This is a genomic window from Actinophytocola sp., assembly GCF_036555685.1.
Classification (GTDB): domain Bacteria; phylum Actinomycetota; class Actinomycetes; order Mycobacteriales; family Pseudonocardiaceae; genus Actinophytocola.
Genome location: NZ_DATBKY010000309.1, coordinates 21,288 through 41,644, shown reverse-complemented (window position 1 = coordinate 41,644; position 20,357 = coordinate 21,288). Strand labels below are relative to the sequence as shown.

Here is a 20,357-nt window from a genome sequence, read left to right as displayed (position 1 = left end):
TACCCTGTGCGCCATGCGTCTGCTGCGTACTCCCGAGGAGCGGTTCACGGGCCTGCCCGACTTCCCGTACGAGCCGCGCTTCGCCGACGTCGGCGGCGTGCGGATGGCGTATGTCGAGGCCGGTCCGGCCGACGGGCCCGTCGCGCTGCTGCTGCACGGCGAGCCGAGCTGGTCGTTCCTGTACCGGCAGGTGCTGCGCGTGCTCGCCGCGGCCGGGATCCGCGCGGTGGCGCCGGATCTGGTCGGCTTCGGCCGCTCGGACAAGCCGGCGGAGGTGGCGGATCACAGCTACGCGCGGCACGTCGAGTGGGTGCGGGCGCTCGTGCTGGACGCGCTGGACCTGACGGACGTCACGGTCGTCGGGCAGGACTGGGGCGGGCTGATCGGGTTGCGCATCGCGGCCGAACGGCCCGACCGCTTCGCGGCGATCGTCGCGGCCAATACCGGGCTGCCGACGGGCGAGCACCCGATGCCGCGGGTGTGGTGGGACTTCCGGCGGGCCATGGAGAGCGCCCCGGCGCTGGACATCGCCCGGTTCGTGCAGTCCGGGTGCCGGACGACGCTGGCCCCCGAGGTGCGGGCCGCATACGCCGCGCCGTTCCCGGACGCCGCCTACGAGGCCGGCCCCCGCGCGATGCCCGGCCTGGTGCCGGTCGAGCCCGACTCGCCGGGGGCGGCGGAGAACCGGGCGGCGTGGGACGTGCTGCGGCGGTGGGACAAGCCGTTCCTGTGCGCGTTCGGCGACAGCGACCCGATCACCGGCCCGATGGCGCCGATCCTGCGTGAGTCGATCCCGGGCGCGCGGGATCGGGACCACGTGACGTTGACCGGCGCCGGCCACTTCCTGCAGGAGGACGCCGGGGAGCGGCTGGGCGAGCTCGTCGCCGGGTTCGTGCGGAGCCTGCCATGAGGGACAGAGGCGTGCCGGTGACCGGACGAAGCGAACCGGGGGCATCGTGACGGGGGCCTGGTTCACCGAGGACGACCTGCACGAGGCCGCGGGCGGGCAGTCGTTCCAGCGCGGTCGCGACTACGTCGGCACGGTCGCCGACGTGGCGCCGACCGCGCTCGGCGTGCGGGCGACGGTCCGCGGGCTGGACAGCTACGAGGTTTGGCTCGGCCGGGACGGCGAGCGGTTGGTGGGGGAGTGCAGCTGCCCGTTCGGCGCGGACGGCAACTTCTGCAAGCACTGCGTGGCGGTGGGCCTGGTGCTGCTCGCCGAGGGGCCGGCGGCGCCCGCGCCCGAGGTCGACCTCGCCGCGTACCTGCGCACGCTGGACAACCGCGAGCTGGTGGAGCTGGTGCTGGCGCAGGCCGGTCGCGACCCGGCGCTCTACCGGCGGCTCTCGCTGCGGGCCGGCTCGACCGGGGCGCCGCAGGTGGCGGTGCTGCGCCGGCAGCTGGACGAGGCGCTGCGGGTGCGCGGCTACCTCGACGACCGGGCCGCCCGCGAGTACGCGCGGCGGGCGCGCGAGGTGCTGGACACGGTCGACGAGCTGATCACGTCCGGGCACGCGGCCGAGGCGCGCCCGCTGGCCCGCTCGGCGGTCGAGGGCATCACCGCCGCGATGTCCACTGTGGATGACTCGGCGGGCGCGGTGACCGCCCTGTACCGGCGGGCGCTGTGGCTGTACGCGCGGGCGTGCGCGGTGGCCCGGCCCAACCCGGCGCGGCTCGCCGAGTGGCTGTTCCGCCAGCGGCTCGCGGGCCCGGGCTGGCCGGTGGTCGAGCTGGCCGACTTCGCCGACTCGCTGGGGGAGGCGGGGCTGTCGGTGTACCGGTCGCTGCTGCGATCGGCGTGCGCGTCGCCGGCCGAGGAGCAGGTGGTGCTGCTGCGGTCGATGCGCGAGCAGCTGGCCATTGTGGACGGTGACCTGGACGCGCGGGTCGACATCCTGGCCGAGAACGTGCCGAACCCGAAGGCGTTCCTGGACATCGTGACGCTGCTGCGCTCGTCGGGCCGGCTGGCCGGTGCGATCCGCTGGGCCGAGCGCGGCGTCGAGGAGACCGGCGACCCGCGGCTCGCGGACCTGCTCGTCGAGTCCTACATGGACGACGGCAGACCGGAGGCCGCCGTGACGCTGCGCCAGTCGGCCCTGCGCGCGGCCCCGACCCGGCTGACGTACGCGAACCTGCGGGCCACGGCGGTGTCGGCGCAGTGCTGGCCGTCGGTCCGGGAGGTGGCGCTGGACGTCCTGCGCGCCGCGGCGGAGGAGTCGGCGGCGGACGAGCTGGCGGGCGCGCTGCTCGACGACGGGGAGGCGCTGGAGGCCTGGCAGGCGGTGGAGAAGTACGGCTGCGGCGAGCTCGCGTGGCTCGAGGTGGCGCGCGCACACGGCGCGACCCACCCGGCGGACGTGCTCCCCGGCTACTGCGACGCGGTCCGGCGCTGCCTGGAACGCACCGGCCGGGACGCGTACCGGGAGGTGGCCGTACTCCTGGAGGAACTGTGCGGCGTGGCCACCCGCTGCGGCGAGGAGGCGGCGTTCAAGGACCTGGTGGCCGGCATTCGCACCCGCTACCAACGCCGCCGGGCCCTCATGACGGAACTGGACCGCCGAAACCTGTAGCCGGCGGCGGGCGAAGGGGCCGCGGACCCCGGACCGATGGCCGAGTGTCAGGTGGGCGGTGTCGTTCGTGTCGCAGGGCCGGCAAGATCAACCGGACTCACTCCGAACGGCGGAAACGTGACCTCCGGGCCGCGCCAGCACAGGCCGAAGCGTCCTCGCGGAGGCATACTTGCCATGGTGAGCATCCAGCCGTCCGGGTCCTTCTCGCCCGTTCCCCATCAGCGCGACGACGACGGGTCGCTCGCGAGTCCCATGGGACGTGCGGCCGCCCTCATGGTCGCCGTTCTCGGCCTGTTGTGGATCGTCGAGCTCGTGAACGCGGCCACCGGGCGCCATCTCGCGCAGTGGGGCGGCATCCGGCCGCGCGACGTGACCAGCCTGGTCGACATCGCCACCGCGCCGTTCCTCCACGGGAACGTCGAGCACCTGGCCGGCAACGCGGTCGCCCTGTTCAGCCTCGGGTTCATCGCGGCGATCCCGAGCATCAAGAAGTTCCTGCTGATGACCGTCATCGTCATCGTCGTCGGCGGGCTCGGGGTCTGGCTGTTCTCACCGTCGAACACCGTCTCGATCGGGGCCAGCGGCGTGGTGTTCGGGTACTTCGGCTACCTGCTCCTGCGCGGCTTCGTGGACCGGCGGCCGGTGGACGTCGTGGTCTCGATCGGCATCGCGCTCGCCTACGCCTACCCGATGTGGCACTCGATCGGCTTCGGCGTCACCAACATCTCCTGGCAGGGCCACCTGTCCGGCCTGGTCGGCGGCATGCTCGCCGCGATCCTGCTCCGCCAGCCGCGGCCGAAGGCCAAGCAGCCGACCACGGACACGCTCCCGACGCTGCCATCGACCGAATAGCGGTACGCGCTAGCGCGTCCCGACGCGGCCACGTGCACCAGGGTGTCCTTGATCGCCCTCCGTGCGCAGGTAACCTTCCGCGACGTGCCCGCCAAGCTAGTTGGCAAGGCCGTCACGGCACCGCCTCGCCCCACCAGGATCGAACCCGTACCGCTCACCACGTTGGTGGCGCGGGCCGGCGCGCGTCTGGTCGCCCCACCCGAGAACGTCAACGATCTCGCGGCGACCGGCGCTACGCTGCGTGCACAGCACGTCCTTCCCGGTGACCTCTTCGCGGCGCTGCCCGGCGCGCGCGCCCACGGGGCGGACTTCGCCGACGCGGCCATCTCCGCGGGTGCGATCGCGGTGCTCACCGACGAGCCCGGGGCCGCCCGCCCGGCGCTTCGCGACTCCGGCATCCCGGTCCTCGTGCACGACGACCCCCGCGGCGTGCTCGGCGCGGTCGCCGCGTGGATCTACGGCGAGCCGTCGCTGCGCCTTGCCGTCCTCGGCGTCACCGGCACCTCCGGCAAGACGACCACGACCTACATGATCGACTCCGGCCTGCGCGCGGCCGGCCTCAGAACCGGCCTGATCGGCACGGTCGAGACCCGGATCGCCGGCGAGCGGCTGGCGAGCGCGTTCACCACGCCCGAGGCGCCGGACCTGCAAGCCCTGTTCGCGGTGATGGTCGAGCGCGGCGTCACCCACGTGCCGATGGAGGTCTCGAGCCACGCGCTCGCGCTGGGCCGGGTCAACGGCACCCGGTTCGCGGTCGGCGCGTTCACGAACCTCTCGCAGGACCACCTCGACTTCCATTCGGACATGGAGGACTACTTCCAGGCCAAGGCGCTGCTGTTCGACGGCCGGTCCACCGCCGAGGTCGTGTGCGTCGACGGCGAGTGGGGCAAGCGGCTGGTCGCCGCGCAGACGATCACCGTCGCGACCGAGGGCGAGGCCGACTGGACCGCCACCGGCGTCACCACGTCGCGCGCCGGCGAGCAGTCGTTCACCGTGCACGGGCCGGACGGGCTGACCCTCCCGGTCACGCTGCCGATCCCGGGCAGCTTCAACGTCGCCAACGCGCTGCTCGCGACCGCGTGCCTGCGCGCCGCCGGCATCGAGCCCGCCGACATCGCCGCCGGGCTGGCCGCCGTCGAGGTTCCGGGCCGGATGGAGCGCGTGGCGCTCGGCCAGGACTTCACCGCCGTCGTCGACTACGCGCACAAGCCGGCCGCGGTCGCGCTCGCGCTCGACGCCATGCGCGGGCGTACCGACGGGCGGCTCATCGTCGTCCTCGGCTGCGGTGGCGACCGCGACCAGGCCAAGCGCCCGCTGATGGGCGAGGCCGCCACCCGGCGCGCCGACCTGCTGATCGCCACCGACGACAACCCGCGCACCGAGGACCCGGCCGCCGTCCGCGCGGCCATGCTCGAGGGCGCCCGCGCCGTCCCGGCCGGCGAGCGCGGCGAGATCCTCGAGGTCGGCGACCGCCGCAAGGCCATCGAGACCGCCGTGGCACGCGCCGAGCCGGGCGATGTCGTCGTGATCGCCGGCAAGGGTCACGAGACCGGCCAGGAGATCGGCGGCGTCGTGCACCCGTTCTCCGACCGCGACGAGCTGCGGGCCGCGATCTGGGCCCGGCTCGAGAAGGGGGCCGGATGATTCCCCTGACCCTGGCCGAGATCGCGGAGGCGACCGGCGGGCGGCTGCACAACGCCGACCCGACCACGCTCGTCACCGGAACCGTCGAGTTCGACTCGCGGCAGGTCGGCCCGGGCGGCCTGTTCGTGGCCCTGCCCGGCGACCGCGTCGACGGGCACGACTTCGCCGAGAAGGCCGTCGGCCAGGGCGCGGTCGGCGTGCTCGCCGCCCGCCCGGTTCCGGCACCCGCGGTCGTCGTGCCGCCCGTGACCGACGCGCACACCCGCTCCGTCGCCCTGACCGGCGACACCGACGGCTCCGGTGCGGCCGTCCTCGCCGGCCTGGCCCGGCTCGCCCGCGACGTCGTGGACCGGCTCGCACCGCGCGGGCTCACGGTCGTCGGCATCACCGGCTCGTCCGGCAAGACGTCCACGAAGGACCTCATCGCCCAGGTGCTCGAGCCGATGGGCCCGACGGTCGCCCCGCCCGGCTCGTTCAACAACGAGCTCGGCCACCCGTGGACGGTGCTGCGCGCCGACGAGCAGACCCGCCACCTCGTGCTCGAGCTGTCCGCCCGGGGGCCCGGCCACATCAGGTCCCTCTGCGAGACCGCCCCGCCGCGCATCGGCGTCGTGCTCAACGTCGGCACCGCGCACCTCGGCGAGTTCGGCTCCCAGGAGGGCATCGCGCAGACCAAGGGCGAGCTGCCCGAGGCACTGCCCGAGGACGGCGTCGCGGTCCTCAACGCCGACGACCCGCTCGTCCGCGCGATGGCAAGCCGCACGAAGGCCCGCGTCGTCCTCGTCGGCGAGAGCCGGGACGCGCAGATCCGCGCCGAGGACATCGAGCTCGACGAGCACGCCCGCGCCACGTTCACGCTGGTCGCCCCGCAGGGCCGCACGCGCGTGACGCTCGGCCTCTACGGCGGCCACCACGTCGGCAACGCCCTCTCCGCCGCGGCCGTGGGGCTCGCGCTCGGCGCCACGCTCGACGAGGTCGCCGAGCGGCTGGGCCAGGCGCAACGGCTCTCCGCGCGGCGCATGGAGGTCAGCACCCGGGCCGACGACGTGACCGTCGTGAACGACTCCTACAACGCCAACCCCGAGTCGGTCGGCGCGGCGCTGCGCACGCTCGCGCGCATGTCCGACGACGGGAAGCGCCGCACCTGGGCGGTCCTCGGCGTGATGGGCGAGCTGGGCGAGGGCGGCGACGAGGCGCACGAGCAGATCGGCCGGCTGGCGATGCGCCTGCACATCGACCGGCTGGTCGCGGTGGACGAGCAGGCGGGCGGCATCCAGCACGGCGCCCGCCTCGAGGGGTTCAACGGAGAGGAGCCGGTGCTGGTGCCGGATGTCGAAGCCGCGATCGCGCTGCTGAACGCGGAGCTGCGGCCGGGTGACGTGGTCCTGGTGAAGGCCTCCAAGGTCGCCGCGCTGTGGCGCGTCGCGGACGCGCTCCTGGGGGCCGGCGCGTGATCGGAATCCTGATCGCGGCCGCGATCGCGCTCATCGTCTCCATCCTGTTCACGCCGTACCTGATCCGGGTGTTCTCCCGGCAGGGCTTCGGGCAGGAGATCCGCGAGGAGGGACCCGAGGGGCACAAGTCCAAGCGGGGCACCCCGACCATGGGCGGCGTGGCGATCCTCATCGCCATGTGGGCCGGCTACCTGGTCGCGCACCTGTTCAACGCGATGTCCGAGCCGAAGGGCGAGTCGCCGACCGCGTCCGGGCTGCTCGTCCTGTTCCTCACCTCGGGCCTGGGCATCGTCGGCTTCCTGGACGACTTCATCAAGATCCGCAAGCAGCGCAACCTGGGGCTGAACAAGACCGCGAAGATGGTCGGCCAGCTCGTGGTCGCCGTCGCGTTCGGCATCCTCGCGATGAACTTCGCCGACGAGTACGGCTTCACGCCCGCGTCGATCCAGCTGTCGTTCGTGCGCGACCTCGCGATCATCTCGTTCGGCACCATCGGGTTCGTCGTCTTCTGCTACATCGCGGTGTCCGGCTGGTCGAACGCGGTGAACTTCACCGACGGCCTCGACGGCCTGGCCGGCGGCGCGTCGGCCATGGTGTTCGGCACGTACGTGGTCATCACCTTCTGGCAGTTCCGCTACAACTGCGGCGCCGACGACCCCACGGTCGGCTGCTACGACGTGCGAGATCCTCTCGACCTCGCGGTGGTCGCGGCCGCCGCGATGGGCGCCTGCATCGGCTTCCTGTGGTGGAACGCGGCACCCGCGAAGATCTTCATGGGCGACACCGGCTCGCTCGCGCTCGGCGGGCTCGTGGCCGGCCTGTCGATCACTACCCGCACCGAGCTGCTGATGGTGATCGTCGGCGGCCTGTTCGCGGTCGAGATGCTGTCGGTGGTCATGCAGATCGCGGTCTTCCGCACCACCAGACGACGATTGTTCCGCATGGCACCGTTCCATCATCATTTCGAGCTCGCCGGGTGGGCGGAAACCACGGTGATCATCAGATTCTGGCTGCTGGCCGGAGTCTGCGCGATGTTCGGCCTGGGCCTGTTCTACAGCGAGTGGCTCACGGCCTACGGGAGCTAGTGCCCCATGATCCCGGTCATGTCACGCGCCGCCGGCGCCCACGCAGCCCCCGGCTGCGTTGCCCGAAAGCCCGGGTACTGCCCGGCACGAGAGCTTCCCTCCGCCGTGCCGGGAACCGCGTGGATCACCGGATCCGCGCGACGGACCGGGCTCCTGGAGCCCTAGTGTTCGCCGGCCGCAACGTGCTCGTCGCCGGCGCCGGGGTGACCGGCCGGTCGGTGGCCGGTGCGCTGCTCGCGATGGGCGCGCGAGTCACCGTCACCGACGCGGCCGCGGACCGGCTGACCGGCCTGCCCGACGGTGCCGCCACGATCGCCGGCCTCACCGAGCCGCCCGCCGGCACCGAGCTCGTCGTCACCAGCCCGGGCATCCCGCCGGCCAACCCGCTGCTGGTCGCCGCCGCGCACGCCGGCATCGAGGTGATCGGCGAGGTCGAGCTGGCCTGGCAGGTCGGCGCCGCGCGGCCGGAGCCGCCCGTGTGGCTCGCGGTCACCGGCACCGACGGCAAGACCACGACGGTCGGCATGCTCGAGGCGATACTGCGCGCGGCCGGGCTCGACGCGGTGGCCTGCGGGAACGTCGGGCTCCCGGTGATCGACGCGGTCCGCACGCACCGGGTGCTCGCCGTGGAGCTGTCGAGCTACCAGCTGTACTGGCAGTCCTCGATGCGCGCCCGGGCGGCTGCCGTGCTCAACATCGCCGAGGATCACCTCGAGTGGCACGGCTCGATGGCCGCCTACGTCGCCGCCAAGGCGCGCGTCTACACCGGCGCCGGCCTGGCCGTCTACAACGCCGACGACCCGGAGACCGGGCGGCTCGCCGCGGCCGTCCCCGAACGGGTCGGCTTCACGGTCGCCCCGCCCGCGCCCGGCCAGTACGGCGTCGCGGACGGCTGGCTCGTCCACGGCGGTGAGCCGCTCCTCCCCGCCACCGAGGTCCGCCCGGCCGGCCCGCACAACGTCGCCAACGCACTCGCCGCCGCCGCGCTCGCCCGTGCGGTCGGCGTCCCGGCCGAGGCCGTCCGGGCGGGGCTGAACGCGTACGAGCCGCCGGCGCACCGGGTCGAGCTGGTCGCCGAGGCCGGGGGAGTGCGGTACGTCAACGACTCCAAGGCCACCAACACCCACGCCGCGCTCGGCTCGCTCGGCGCGTTCGACCACGTCGTGTGGATCGCCGGCGGCCTGCTGCACGGCGCACCCGTCGACGCGCTGGTCGCCGAGGTCGCGCCGCGGCTGCGTGGCGTCGTCCTGCTGGGCACCGATCAGGAGCCGTTCGTGGCCGCGCTCGCGCGACACGCGCCGGATGTGCCGGTACATCGCGTCCCTTCGGGAGACGATGAGCCCATGATCTCTGCGGTGCGTGCGGCGGGCGCGATGGCAGGGCACGGCGACGTGGTGCTGCTGGCGCCGGCGGCCAAGTCCCACGACCAGTTCGCGAGCTACACCCACCGCGGCACGGCGTTCACCGAGGCGGTGCGCGCGCGACTCGGCGCGGTCACCACGCCCGGTGCCGAGCCCGGGCAGGACGGATGACGGCAGCCGAGCCCGCCAAGACCGAACCCGACGAGCCCGCGAAGACGTCCCGCAGGAAGACGGCCCGCCCCAGGAACCGCGAGCGCGGGCGCATCGCCGCCACCCGCACCGCGCTGACCGCCTGGCTCGGCCGGCCGCTCGCCTCGTTCCACCTGCTGCTGGCGATCTGCGCGCTGCTGATCGTGCTCGGCCTGATCATGGTGCTGTCCGCGTCGTCGGTCATCTCGCTCATCCAGGACGCGTCCGCGTACACGGTGTTCGGCAAGCAGGTCATGTTCGTGCTGGCCGGGCTGGTGCTGTTCTGGATCGGCCTGCGGGTGCCGCTCAACAAGATCCGCGCGGCGAGCCCGGTCGCGTTGTGGATCAGCGTGCTGATGCTGGTGCTCGTGCTCATCCCCGGGCTCGGCTCGCAGATCAACGGCACGCGCAGCTGGTTCACGATCGGGCCCGTCGGCTTCCAGCCGGTCGAGGTCGCGAAGCTCGCGCTCGCGTTGTGGGGCGCGCACATCCTCGTGGTCAAGCGCGGGCTGCTGCACCAGTACCGGCACCTGCTGGTGCCCGTCGTGCCGGCCGCGCTGGTCATGTTCGCGCTGGTCATGCTGCAGCCCGACCTCGGCGGCACGGTGACGCTCGGGGTCGTGCTCATCGCGCTGCTGTGGTTCGCCGGGGCGCAGCTGCGGCTGTTCGGCGCGCTCGCGCTGGGCGGGCTCGCCGGCGTCGTGGTGCTCGCGATCGGCACGGACTACCGCCTCTCCCGCGTGCTGTCGTTCCTCAGCCCCGAGAAGGACCCCAGTGGCGCGGCGTACCAGGCCAACCAGGCGCTGTACGCGCTCGCCGACGGCGGGTTGTTCGGCAAGGGGCTCGGCCAGGGCCCGTCGAAGTGGCAGTACCTGCCCAACGTGCACAACGACTTCATCTTCGCGCTGATCGGCGAGGAGCTAGGGTTCGTCGGCTGCGCGGCGGTCCTCGGCCTGTTCGGCATGCTCGCGGTCGTCGGCATGCGCGTCGCGACCCGCAACATCGACCCGTGGATCCGGCTGGTCGCGGCCACGCTCACGGTCTGGCTGGTCGCGCAGGCGGCCATCAACATCGGCTACGTGGTGAACCTGCTGCCGGTCACCGGCATCACGTTGCCCCTCATCTCCTCGGGTGGCACCTCCGTGGTGATCACGCTGCTGGTCTTCGGCATCCTCGCGAACTGTGCGCGGCATGAGCCCGAAGCGGTGGCCGCACTACGCTCTCAGGGGCCCGGCCGGTTCGGCCGGCTGATGCGGCTGCCCGCACCGGAGCCGTACCAGCCGCCGGCCAGGCGCAGACCGGCCCGTGCCCCCGCCCAGTCGCGGGGCCCCGGCGGTTCGGAGCGAGCCCGCCGGCGGTACCCGCGCAGTAGTTCCCGAGGAGGAACGTCTTGACCGACCCCACCCACCGTGGGCCCTGTGTCGTGATCGCCGGCGGCGGCACCGCCGGACACATCGAGCCGGCGCTCGCGCTCGCCGACGCCGTCCGCCGGATGCGGCCGGACGCGCGCGTCGTCGCCCTGGGCACCGAGCGCGGGCTCGAGAAGTCGATCATCCCGGGCCGCGGGTACCCGCTGGAGATGATCCCGCCGGTGCCGATGCCCCGGAAGCCCAACGTGGACCTGCTGAAGCTGCCGCTGAAGGTGCGGTCGGCGGTGAAGACGACCCGCGCGGTGCTGGAGCGGGTGGGCGCCGACGTGGTGGTCGGCTTCGGCGGCTACGTCGCGCTGCCCGCGTACCTCGCCGCCCGCGGCCGGACGCCGATCGTCGTGCACGACTCCAACGCCCGGGTGGGCCTCGCGAACAAGGTCGGCGCGCGCTTCGCCGAGAAGGTCGCGGTCGCCGTGCCCGACACCGGCCTGCCCGGCGCCGAGGTCGTCGGCATCCCGCTGCGCGAGTCGATCATCGGGCTGGACCGGGCCGCGCTGCGGGCGCAGGCCCGCGCGCACTTCGGGCTGGACCCGGACGCGCCGACGCTGCTGGTGTTCGGCGGCTCGCAGGGCGCCCGCTCGATCAACAACGCGGTGTCCGCGTGCGCCCGCCGGTTCGCCGACGCGGGCATCGGCGTGCTGCACGCGCACGGACCGAAGAACTCGCTCGCCCTCCAGGAGGTCCCGGGCGCGGCGAAGTACGTCGCGGTGCCCTACCTGGAGCGGATGGATCTCGCCTACGCCGCGGCCGACGCGGTGCTGTGCCGCAGTGGCGCGATGACCGTCGCCGAGGTGGCCGCGGTCGGCCTGCCCGCGGTGTTCGTCCCGCTGCCGCACGGCAACGGCGAGCAGGCGCTGAACGCGAAGCCGGTGGTGGACGCAGGTGGCGGCGTGCTCGTGCCGGACGAGCAGCTGTCCCCGGACAAGGTGGCCGAGCTGGTCGTCCCGATGCTGACCGACCCGCGCCGGTTGGCCGCGATGGGCGCGGCCGCGCGCGGCACCGGCCACCGCGAGGCCGCCGACGTGCTGGCCCGCATGGTCCTCGAGGTGATCAAGAAGTGACCACGGCCGGGCCCCTCGAGCGAACACATCTGGTCGGCATCGGCGGTGCCGGCATGAGCGGGATCGCCCGCATCCTGCTCGACCGCGGGCTCGAGGTGTCCGGCTCGGACGCGAAGGAGTCGCCCGGCCTGCTGACCCTGCGCGCGCAGGGCGCCCGGGTGGCGATCGGGCAGTCGGCGACCAACCTCGACCTGTTCGGCGACCGGGGGCCGACCGCGGTCGTCGTGTCCACCGCGATCAAGCCGGACAACCCCGAGCTCGTCGCCGCCAAGGCGCGCGGGCTGACCGTCATGCACCGCTCCGAGGCGCTCGCCGCGCTGATGGCCGGGCACCGGGTCGCGTGCGTCGCCGGCACCCACGGCAAGACGTCGACCACCTCGATGCTGACCGTGGCGCTGCAGCACTGCCGGCTCGACCCGTCGTTCGCGATCGGCGGCGACCTCAACGAGTCCGGCGCCAACGCCCACCACGGGCACGGCGGCGTCTTCGTCGCGGAGGCCGACGAGAGCGACGGCTCGTTCCTCGCGTTCGTCCCGTCGGTCGCGGTCGTGACCAACGTGGAGGCCGACCATCTCGACCACCACGGCACGGTCGAGGCGTACACCGCGGTCTTCGAGTCCTTTGTGGACCAACTCGAGCCGGGTGGGCTGCTGATCGCGTGCGCCGACGACCCGGGCTCGGCCGCGCTGGCCGGGCACGCGGAGGCGCGCGGGGTGCGGGTGCGCCGCTACGGGCGGACCGCGACCGGCTCGGACCGCGACGTGACGCTGCTCGACCACACACCGGCGGCCGACGGCGGCGGGGTCGCGCGGATCATGCTGGACGGCTCGGAGATCGAGCTGCGGGTCTCGGTGCCGGGCGAGCACATGGCGAGCAACGCGATCGGCGCGCTGCTGGCCGGTCTCGAGCTGGGCGCGCCGCTGCCCGGGCTGCTGGACGGCATCGCCGGGTTCGGCGGCGTGCGGCGCCGGTTCGAGTTCAAGGGCCGGTCCGCGGACGTGCGGGTGTACGACGACTACGCGCACCACCCGGCCGAGGTCGCGGCGCAGCTGCGCGCGGCGCGGCCGGCGGCACAGGGTGGCCGGCTCGTGGTCGTCTTCCAGCCGCACCTGTACTCGCGGACCCGGCTCTTCGCGGCCGAGTTCGGGGCGGCGCTCGCGCTCGCGGACGAGGTGGTCGTGCTGGACGTGTACGGCGCGCGCGAGCAGCCCGAGCCGGGCGTGACCGGCGCGCTGATCGCCGGCGCGGTCCCGCTGGCCGAGGGGCACGTGCACTACGAGCCGTCGTTCGAGGAGGTGCCGCCGCTGGTGGCCTCGCTCGTGCGGCCCGGCGACCTGGTGCTGACCATGGGCGCGGGCGACGTGACGATGCTCGGCCCGGAGCTGATCGCGGAGCTGGACCGGCGGGTCGCGCCGGCATGACGAGCACGGCGAGGACGCGCGCCCGGCGCCGGCCCGCCGAGCGGCGGGCACGCCGGGGCCACGCCGAGGAGCCCGAGGAGCGGCCCGGCCCCAGCAGGCGCCGCTACCTCGCCCGGCGCTGGATGGCGCTGCTGATCGTCCTCGCCATGCTCGGCCTGACCTACGTCGTCATGTTCACCTCGCTGATCGGCGTGCGGACGGTCGAGGTCGTCGGCACGCACGAGATCACGCAGGACACCGTGCGGCGGGTGGCGGCGATCGAGCTCGGCACGCCGATGGTGCGGCTGGACACCGACGAGGTGGCGCGGCGGGTGGCGACGCTGCCGCGCGTGTTCTCGGTCAGCGTGTCCCGCTCGTTCCCGACGACCGTGGAGATCCACGTGACCGAGCGGACCCCGGTGGCGGTCGTGCCGGCCGCCGACGGCGTGCACCTGGTGGACCGGACGGGCGTCGACTACGCGACCGTGCCGGCCCGGCCGAAGGGCCTGCCGGTGCTCAAGGTCGTCAAGGTGGCTCCCGACGACCCGGCCACCCACGCCGCGGTCACGGTGTACGGCGCGATCCCCGGCCAGCTGCGCAAGCGCGTGGTCGAGCTCTCCGCGCGCTCCCCGGGTGACGTCCGGCTCAAGCTGTCCGGCGGCAAGATCGTGAAGTGGGGCAACGCCGAGGACAACGACCGCAAGTCCGCGGTGCTGGCCCCGCTGCTGACCCGCCCGGGCCGCACCTACGACGTGGCGACGCCGGACTTCCCGACGGTGTCCTGACCGTCGGTGGGTTCGGCCACACTGCACGCATGACGCCCCCGCCCACCCGGCCCGAGTCGCCCCTCATCGGCGGCGAGCGCGAGCAGCTCAACGGTTTCCTCGACTTCCAGCGCGCCACCGTGGTGTGGAAGGCCACCGGCCTCTCCGACGAGCAGGCGCGCCGCCCGCTGGTGGCCTCGCGGCTGACCGCGGTCGCGCCGCTGCTGTCCCACCTGCGCTACGTGGAGCGGTACTGGTTCAGCGTGGTGTTCGAGGGCCGGGAGGACACGTGGGCGGTGGAGCTCGAGTCCGATCCGGACATCGAGTTCCGCGTCGGCCTGGACGCCCCGCTTTCGCGGCTGATCGAGGAGTACGAGGCGGAGTGCGCGCTGAACCGGGAGATCGCCGCGCGGCACGATCTGGACGCCACCGGATCGCACCGCGGAGAGCCGGTGAACCTGCGCTGGGTGCTGGTGCACATGGTCGAGGAGACCGCCCGCCACGCCGGTCACCTGGACCTGCTGCGCGAGAACATCGACGGCGAGACGGGGGAGTAGCACTCGGCGACAGGTGCGCACAAGACCGCGACCGCTCGGCGTGGCGGCTGGAATCGGGCTCCGCCGATGCCTACCGTCCTGTATTCGACGTTCGGGCTTGACATAACTCTGAGTCTCTTGTTGAGGTTTAGGGTTTTCGGCTCGCGTCTGGGATGTAGGAGGCACGAGCTTGTTCAGGAAGGCGGTCCGATGACGCCCCCGCACAACTATCTGGCGGTGATCAAAGTCGTCGGCATCGGCGGCGGTGGGGTCAACGCCGTCAACCGCATGATCGAGGTCGGCCTGAAGGGCGTCGAGTTCATCGCGGTCAACACCGACGCGCAGGCGCTGCTGATGTCCGACGCCGACGTCAAGCTCGACATCGGCCGTGAGCTCACCCGCGGCCTCGGCGCCGGCGCCAACCCCGAGGTCGGGCACAAGGCCGCCGAGGACCACCGCGAGGAGATCGAGGAAGTCCTCAAGGGCGCCGACATGGTCTTCGTGACCGCGGGCGAGGGTGGCGGCACCGGCACCGGCGGCGCGCCGGTCGTCGCGTCGATCGCCCGCAAGCTCGGCGCGCTGACCATCGGCGTCGTCACCCGCCCGTTCGCCTTCGAGGGCAAGCGCCGGGCCAAGCAGGCCGAGGACGGGATCACCGAGCTGCGCAACGAGTGCGACACGCTCATCGTCATCCCGAACGACCGGCTGCTGCAGCTCGGCGACATCGGCGTGAGCCTCATGGACGCGTTCCGGTCGGCGGACGAGGTGCTGCTCTCCGGTGTCCAGGGCATCACCGACCTCATCACCACGCCCGGCCTGATCAACCTCGACTTCGCCGACGTGAAGAGCGTGATGTCCGGCGCGGGCAGCGCCCTCATGGGCATCGGCTCGGCGCGCGGCGAGGGGAGAGCCGTCCAGGCCGCCCAGAAGGCGATCAACTCGCCCCTGCTCGAGGCCTCCATGGACGGCGCGCACGGCGTGCTGCTGGCCATCGCGGGCGGGTCGGACCTCGGCCTGTTCGAGATCAACGAGTCCGCCTCGCTGGTCCAGGAGTCCGCGCACCCCGAGGCCAACATCATCTTCGGTACGGTCATCGACGACTCGCTCGGCGACGAGGTCCGGGTCACCGTGATCGCGGCCGGCTTCGACGGCGGCACCCCCACCCACAAGAAGCTCGACGCGACCGCGATCGGCTCCCGCGGCTCGACGGCCGCGGGCCAGGCCGGCCAGGTGACACCCCGCCCCGCCCCGCCGGCCGCCGAGCCGCCCGCGCCCCCGCCGCCGGCGGCCGAGCCGCCGCGCGCGAGCACCCCGCCGCCGGCGGCCAGCCAGCAGCAGCCGGCCGCACCCGCGCCGCGCCAGGCCGCGAGCGGTTACGGCAGCCCGATGGAGGGCCGCGTGCCCCCGGCGGGTGGTTCGGCCCGCCGGCCGGGCGCGGGCAGCGGCAGCATGCCCGGCCGCGCCGTCCCGGTGACCGACGACCCGGACGACGAGGTCGACGTCCCCCCGTTCATGCGCCGCTGACGGCGGCGGCATCCAGAACCCCGAGCGGCTCGTTCCGCACCGGTACCATCCGGAACCTCAGGGGACCGTGACGGCACTCAGCCATCGACCACAGAACCTCCGCACCGTCCCGCTGGAACGCAACGAACACCTTGACTTCCAGGGAGGCGGCATTGATCAGGCGGGTTGTCACGACCCGTGCCGGTGGCCGGTCCCGGCCGCCCTATGAGTCCTTCAACCTCGGTGCCGGCGTCGGCGACGACCCGGCCGCCGTGACCGCGAACCGGAACCGCCTGGCCGACGAGCTCGGCCTGGGGCGCGACCGGCTGGTCTGGATGGAACAGGTCCACGGCCGCAACGCGGAGGTCGTCGACGGACCGCGCGCCGCGGCGGTCGAGGCGACCGACGCGCTCGTCACGGCCGAGCCGGGCCTCGCGCTCGTCGCGTTGTGCGCCGACTGCGTGCCCGTGCTGCTGGCCGACCCGGAGGCCGGGGTGGTCGGCGCCGTGCACGCCGGCCGGGTCGGCGCCCGCGTCGGCGTGGTGCCGGCCGCGCTCAACGCGATGAAGAAGGCGGGCGCGTCGATCGACCGGATCGAGGTGCTGCTCGGCCCGGCCGCGTGCGGCGAGTGCTACGAGGTGCCGGCCGCGATGCAGGCCGACGTCGAGGCGCACCTGCCGGGCAGCGCGAGCAAGACCCGCAAGGGCACTCCGGGCCTCGACATCCGCGCGGGGATCTGGCAGCAGCTCGCCGACGCCGGGGTCGCCAGGATCGGCGTCGACCCCAGGTGCACGATCGAGGACAAGACCCTGTTCAGTCACCGCAGGGAAGGCACCACTGGGCGATTGGCCGCCCTCACCTGGTTCGAGCCGGACCCCGCCGAATGACCGCACCCGACGCCTCGCGCCGCGAAGAGCTCGCGACGGCCCTGGCCGCCGTGCGCGAGCGGATCGCCGACGCCTGCGAGAGCGCCGGCCGCGCGCCCGAGGAGGTCCGGCTGGTCGCGGTCACCAAGACGTTCCCCGCCACCGACGCCGCGCTGCTGACCGACCTCGGCGTGCTCGACCTCGCCGAGAACCGCGAGCAGGAGGCCGCCGCCAAGGTCGCCGAGCTGCGCGACCTGCGGCCGGACGCCGCCGTTCGCTGGCACATGGTCGGCCGGCTGCAGCGGAACAAGGCCCGCTCGGTGGCGCGCTGGGCCGCGGAGATCCAGTCCGTGGACTCGGTCCGCCTCGCCCGCGCGCTCGACAAGGCCGCCGGCAACGCCCGCGCGGCCGGCGAGCGCACCGGACCGCTCGACGTACTCGTCCAGGCGAGCATCGACGGCGACCCCGAGCGCGGCGGCTGCCCGCTCGGCGCGCTCGGCGAGCTCGCGGATGAGGTAGCCGGCTCGGGTGAGCTACGCCTTCGCGGGCTGATGGCCGTGGCACCGCTCGCGATGGACCCCGGGGAGGCTTTCGGCACGCTCGCGCGGGCAGCCGACCGGCTGCGCCGGGACCACCCGGCGGCCACCGAGCTGTCCGCCGGCATGACCAACGACCTTGAGATCGCGATCACGCACGGTTCTACCTGCGTGCGTGTCGGAACCGCGTTGCTCGGCGCCCGGGGGCTAGCCTCGGCCTGATACATGTCCGGGCGCCGCAGGTAACGAGGATAGGTATGGGCACGCTGCAGAAGCTGAAAGCCTACTTCGGCATGGTCCCTGCCGACGAGTACGACGGCTACGACCTCGATGACCTGGACGATCCTGCCATGGACTACCGCTCCGGTTACCGGCGGCCCGAGTACCTGGACGACGAGGACGACTACGACGCGTACCCGGAGCCGGCATCGAGGCGTGGCCGCCGCGGCGACCGGGAGGAGCCGGACGGTGACTACGCCGACCGGTACGCCGACCGGTATGCCGACCGGTACGACGAGCGCGAGACCGAGCTCGCGTCCGCCCGCGCCGACCTCCCGCAGCGCCCGGCCGCCCGGCCCCGCCCCAGCCAGGGGCAGGCCTGGTCGGCGGCGGCTCCGGTACAGGGCGCGCTGGCCGTGGAACCGCGCCGCGAGCCGGCCCCGCGGGTGCGGGCGGCGGAAGCCGCGGCGACCCCGGCGGGCTACCCGATGGGTCGCATCGTGACCCTGCACCCGACCAGCTTCGCCGAGGCCAGGACCATCGGCGAGCATTACCGGGACGGCACGCCGGTGATCATGAACCTGACCGAGCTGGAGGACGCGGACGCGCGCCGGCTGGTCGACTTCGCGGCGGGCCTGGCCTTCGCCATGCGGGGCTCGATGGACAAGGTCACGAACAAGGTGTTCTTGATCTCACCGCCGAACCAGGACCCCACCGCGGAGGACAAACGACGGATAGCGGAGGGCGGGTTGCTCAACCGGACCTGATTGATGGCAGAGTTGACAGCGTGGACCCCCTCCGGCTTGTCTTGTACTGGATACTGTTCGTCTTCTGGCTGTTCCTGACCGCCCGAGTCGTGGTCGAACTCGTCCGAGCGTTTGCCAGGGAGTGGCGCCCGGCCGGTGGGGTTGCGGTAACGCTGGAGACCATCTACACAGTGACCGATCCTCCGGTCCGCTTGGTCCGTCGGCTGATCCCGATGGTGCGGATAGGGGGCGTAGGGCTGGACCTATCGATTATGGTGCTGCTGTTGGTCGTGTTCATACTGATGCGACTGGCCTATCCGGGATGACGGGGACCCCTGGGTGGAATGCAGCCGATGAGTGCGTGAGGTGATCAGATGTCGTTGACCCCCGCTGACGTTCATAACGTCGCGTTCAGCAAGCCTCCCATTGGCAAGCGGGGCTACAACGAGGACGAGGTGGACGCTTTCCTCGACCTGGTCGAGGTCGAGCTGTCCCGGCTCATCGAGGAGAACAACGACCTGCGTGCGCAGGTCGAGCAGCTCGACGCGCAGCTCGAGTCCGCCCGTGCCGACATCGAGAGCGCACACGCCGTTGCCCCGGCGGCGCCGCGGGTCGACGAGCCGCGGCGGCTGACGCCGGTGCCGCCGCCGAGCGCGATGGAGCAGACTTCCCCTGGCGGCGCGGGCGGCGATCACCACGTGCAGGCCGCCAAGGTCCTGGGCTTGGCCCAGGAGATGGCCGACCGGCTCACCGGCGAGGCGAAGGCCGAGTCCGACGGCATGCTCGCGGAGGCGCGGACCAAGTCCGAGCAGCTGCTGTCCGAGGCCCGCGCCAAGTCCGACACCATGGTCAACGAGGCGCGCACGCGTGCCGAGACCATGCTCAACGACGCCCGGACCAGGGCCGAGACGCTCGAGCGGCAGGCCAGGGACAAGGCGACCACCCTGGAACGCGACGCGCAGCGGCAGCACTCCGAGGTCCTCGGCCAGGTGCAGGCGGAGCGCACCGCGCTCGAGAAGAAGATCGACGAGCTGCGGACCTTCGAGCGCGAGTACCGGACCAGGCTGAAGACGTTCCTCGAGTCCAGCCTGCGTGAGCTGGGGGACCGCGGCTCGGCCGCACCGACCACCGGCTCCGGATCCTCCGACAGCGGCAGGTCCGGACAGCAGGGCTACGCGTTCGGCCCGCGGGCCGCCGAGGCCGGCTGAGGCCGCTCCACGCCCGCGTAGGCGGACGGCTCACGTGCTGTACCTCGTTCTCGGCCTGGTCCTGGCGGCCTTCGGGCTGCTGATCGCTGCCCTGACCACGGCCAACACGTTGTTCGCGTGGCTGTCGGTGACCGTCAGCGTCATCGCGGCCGGTTTGCTGGTGCTCGACTGGTTCAGGGGGCGGCGCAAGGCCCGGGAGAACCGGGAGGCCGCCGAGGACGCGGCCGCCGAGCCCCTCCGCACGCGTACGGACCGGCCGTTCGGCGACCAGAGGCCGCCGCTCACCGAAACGGGCCCGGGCGCCCCCGCGCGCGACCAGCCGGCCGAACCGGCCCGGACGGAGGCCCAGGTCGAGCCGGCCGCCGCGATCCTGGCCGACACGTCGGCCGAGTCGTACGACGGCTACGACGATGACCACGAAGAGGACTTCGAGGACGACGAGGAGCTCACCGAACAGCTGCCCGAGGAACGTCCGGTGGAGCGGCGCGCGGAGCGGGCGGTCCACCGGACGGTCCAGGAGCCGGTCGCCGACGAGACCGAAGAGACCGAAGAGACCGGGGAGCCGGACGAGGAGCAGACCGACGCCGCGGATCTGCTCGTCGTGGCCGACCTGAGCTACGAGGTCCGCGTCGTCGACGAGCACCCCCGCTACCACCTCGTGAGCTGCAGGTACCTGTTCGACAAGCCGACCATCCCGCTGCCGGTCGCCGAGGCCCGCCAGCTCGGGTTCACCCCGTGCGTGCGCTGCGGCCCGGACGCCACGCTGGCCGCCCGGCACCGAGCCTCGCGCTAACCGGTTGCCGGCCCTGGCTATCCTGGGTGCAGCGGCGTCGATCCGGCCATCACCGGGGAGCCTCCGGAAGAACGGGCGCGAGCCCTACTAGACCCGGACGGGACGGCCCGTCACAGCCGACGAACGAGTGGCCGGCACGC

At 73.2% G+C, this 20,357-nt stretch carries 19 protein-coding genes; all 19 read left to right on the top strand.

Going from position 1 to position 20,357, the window contains the following annotated elements:
- Positions 1-13: 13 nt before the first annotated feature.
- The gene (locus VH969_RS32780) at positions 14-910 is read left to right on the top strand and encodes a haloalkane dehalogenase (RefSeq protein WP_331981593.1); all 897 of its coding nucleotides are present in this window, start codon (positions 14-16) and stop codon (positions 908-910) included.
- Between the two features lie 46 nt (positions 911-956).
- The gene (locus VH969_RS32775; protein ID WP_331981590.1) at positions 957-2,570 is read left to right on the top strand and encodes an SWIM zinc finger family protein; all 1,614 of its coding nucleotides are present in this window, start codon (positions 957-959) and stop codon (positions 2,568-2,570) included.
- Positions 2,571-2,744: 174 nt separating this feature from the next.
- Entirely contained in the window at positions 2,745-3,422 is a 678-nt protein-coding gene (locus VH969_RS32770; protein WP_331981587.1) for a rhomboid family intramembrane serine protease, read from the top strand.
- 84 nt (positions 3,423-3,506) lie between these two features.
- Positions 3,507-5,066: a UDP-N-acetylmuramoyl-L-alanyl-D-glutamate--2,6-diaminopimelate ligase gene (locus tag VH969_RS32765; protein WP_331981584.1), complete on the top strand. Its 1,560-nt coding sequence runs from the start codon at positions 3,507-3,509 to the stop codon at positions 5,064-5,066.
- The gene (locus VH969_RS32760) at positions 5,063-6,520 is read left to right on the top strand and encodes a UDP-N-acetylmuramoyl-tripeptide--D-alanyl-D-alanine ligase (RefSeq protein ID WP_331981581.1); all 1,458 of its coding nucleotides are present in this window, start codon (positions 5,063-5,065) and stop codon (positions 6,518-6,520) included. Before VH969_RS32765 ends, VH969_RS32760 begins: the two co-directional genes overlap by 4 nt.
- Entirely contained in the window at positions 6,517-7,605 is a 1,089-nt protein-coding gene (gene mraY / locus VH969_RS32755) for a phospho-N-acetylmuramoyl-pentapeptide-transferase (RefSeq protein WP_331981578.1), read from the top strand. The genes VH969_RS32760 and mraY overlap by 4 nt, the downstream gene beginning before the upstream one ends.
- Positions 7,606-7,769: 164 nt before the next feature.
- A complete protein-coding gene (gene murD, locus VH969_RS32750) occupies positions 7,770-9,137 on the top strand; it encodes a UDP-N-acetylmuramoyl-L-alanine--D-glutamate ligase (RefSeq protein ID WP_331981575.1) in 1,368 nt (455 codons plus the stop codon).
- Entirely contained in the window at positions 9,134-10,549 is a 1,416-nt protein-coding gene (gene ftsW / locus VH969_RS32745) for a putative lipid II flippase FtsW (RefSeq protein WP_331981571.1), read from the top strand. The genes murD and ftsW overlap by 4 nt, the downstream gene beginning before the upstream one ends.
- A complete protein-coding gene (gene murG / locus VH969_RS32740; RefSeq protein WP_331981568.1) occupies positions 10,546-11,646 on the top strand; it encodes an undecaprenyldiphospho-muramoylpentapeptide beta-N-acetylglucosaminyltransferase in 1,101 nt (366 codons plus the stop codon). Before ftsW ends, murG begins: the two co-directional genes overlap by 4 nt.
- Positions 11,643-13,067 carry a UDP-N-acetylmuramate--L-alanine ligase gene (murC, locus tag VH969_RS32735; protein WP_331981565.1) on the top strand — a complete coding sequence of 475 codons (1,425 nt, stop codon included), beginning with the start codon at positions 11,643-11,645 and terminating at the stop codon, positions 13,065-13,067. The genes murG and murC overlap by 4 nt, the downstream gene beginning before the upstream one ends.
- On the top strand, positions 13,064-13,831 hold the full coding sequence (locus VH969_RS32730; protein WP_331981562.1) for a cell division protein FtsQ/DivIB: 768 nt from the start codon (positions 13,064-13,066) through the stop codon (positions 13,829-13,831). Before murC ends, VH969_RS32730 begins: the two co-directional genes overlap by 4 nt.
- Before the next feature lie 29 nt (positions 13,832-13,860).
- Positions 13,861-14,367, top strand: a complete 507-nt coding sequence (locus tag VH969_RS32725) for a DinB family protein (protein ID WP_331981559.1) — start codon at positions 13,861-13,863, stop codon at positions 14,365-14,367.
- A gap of 189 nt (positions 14,368-14,556) precedes the next feature.
- Complete coding sequence (gene ftsZ / locus VH969_RS32720) at positions 14,557-15,870, top strand: cell division protein FtsZ (protein ID WP_331981556.1); 1,314 nt, start codon at positions 14,557-14,559, stop codon at positions 15,868-15,870.
- A 152-nt stretch (positions 15,871-16,022) separates the two neighbouring features.
- Positions 16,023-16,736 carry a peptidoglycan editing factor PgeF gene (gene pgeF / locus VH969_RS32715; protein WP_331981553.1) on the top strand — a complete coding sequence of 238 codons (714 nt, stop codon included), beginning with the start codon at positions 16,023-16,025 and terminating at the stop codon, positions 16,734-16,736.
- On the top strand, positions 16,733-17,473 hold the full coding sequence (locus tag VH969_RS32710; RefSeq protein ID WP_331981550.1) for a YggS family pyridoxal phosphate-dependent enzyme: 741 nt from the start codon (positions 16,733-16,735) through the stop codon (positions 17,471-17,473). Before pgeF ends, VH969_RS32710 begins: the two co-directional genes overlap by 4 nt.
- Before the next feature lie 35 nt (positions 17,474-17,508).
- Positions 17,509-18,237: a cell division protein SepF gene (locus VH969_RS32705; RefSeq protein WP_331981547.1), complete on the top strand. Its 729-nt coding sequence runs from the start codon at positions 17,509-17,511 to the stop codon at positions 18,235-18,237.
- 20 nt (positions 18,238-18,257) lie between these two features.
- Complete coding sequence (locus VH969_RS32700) at positions 18,258-18,542, top strand: YggT family protein (RefSeq protein WP_331981544.1); 285 nt, start codon at positions 18,258-18,260, stop codon at positions 18,540-18,542.
- Positions 18,543-18,590: 48 nt separating this feature from the next.
- On the top strand, positions 18,591-19,424 hold the full coding sequence (gene wag31, locus VH969_RS32695; protein ID WP_331981541.1) for a DivIVA-like cell division protein Wag31: 834 nt from the start codon (positions 18,591-18,593) through the stop codon (positions 19,422-19,424).
- Between the two features lie 34 nt (positions 19,425-19,458).
- On the top strand, positions 19,459-20,217 hold the full coding sequence (locus tag VH969_RS32690) for a hypothetical protein (protein ID WP_331981538.1): 759 nt from the start codon (positions 19,459-19,461) through the stop codon (positions 20,215-20,217).
- Positions 20,218-20,357: the final 140 nt, after the last annotated feature.

What these genes read in the sequence shown, in the direction of transcription:
- VH969_RS32780 (WP_331981593.1), top strand. Translation starts at nt 14, where the DNA reads ATGCGTCTGCTGCGTACTCCCGAGGAGCGGTTCACGGGCCTGCCCGAC.
- VH969_RS32770 (WP_331981587.1), top strand. Translation starts at nt 2,745, where the DNA reads ATGGTGAGCATCCAGCCGTCCGGGTCCTTCTCGCCCGTTCCCCATCAG.
- VH969_RS32760 (WP_331981581.1), top strand. Translation starts at nt 5,063, where the DNA reads ATGATTCCCCTGACCCTGGCCGAGATCGCGGAGGCGACCGGCGGGCGG.
- ftsW (WP_331981571.1), top strand. Translation starts at nt 9,134, where the DNA reads ATGACGGCAGCCGAGCCCGCCAAGACCGAACCCGACGAGCCCGCGAAG.
- VH969_RS32730 (WP_331981562.1), top strand. Translation starts at nt 13,064, where the DNA reads ATGACGAGCACGGCGAGGACGCGCGCCCGGCGCCGGCCCGCCGAGCGG.
- VH969_RS32725 (WP_331981559.1), top strand. Translation starts at nt 13,861, where the DNA reads ATGACGCCCCCGCCCACCCGGCCCGAGTCGCCCCTCATCGGCGGCGAG.
- ftsZ (WP_331981556.1), top strand. Translation starts at nt 14,557, where the DNA reads ATGACGCCCCCGCACAACTATCTGGCGGTGATCAAAGTCGTCGGCATC.
- VH969_RS32710 (WP_331981550.1), top strand. Translation starts at nt 16,733, where the DNA reads ATGACCGCACCCGACGCCTCGCGCCGCGAAGAGCTCGCGACGGCCCTG.
- VH969_RS32705 (WP_331981547.1), top strand. Translation starts at nt 17,509, where the DNA reads ATGGGCACGCTGCAGAAGCTGAAAGCCTACTTCGGCATGGTCCCTGCC.
- wag31 (WP_331981541.1), top strand. Translation starts at nt 18,591, where the DNA reads ATGTCGTTGACCCCCGCTGACGTTCATAACGTCGCGTTCAGCAAGCCT.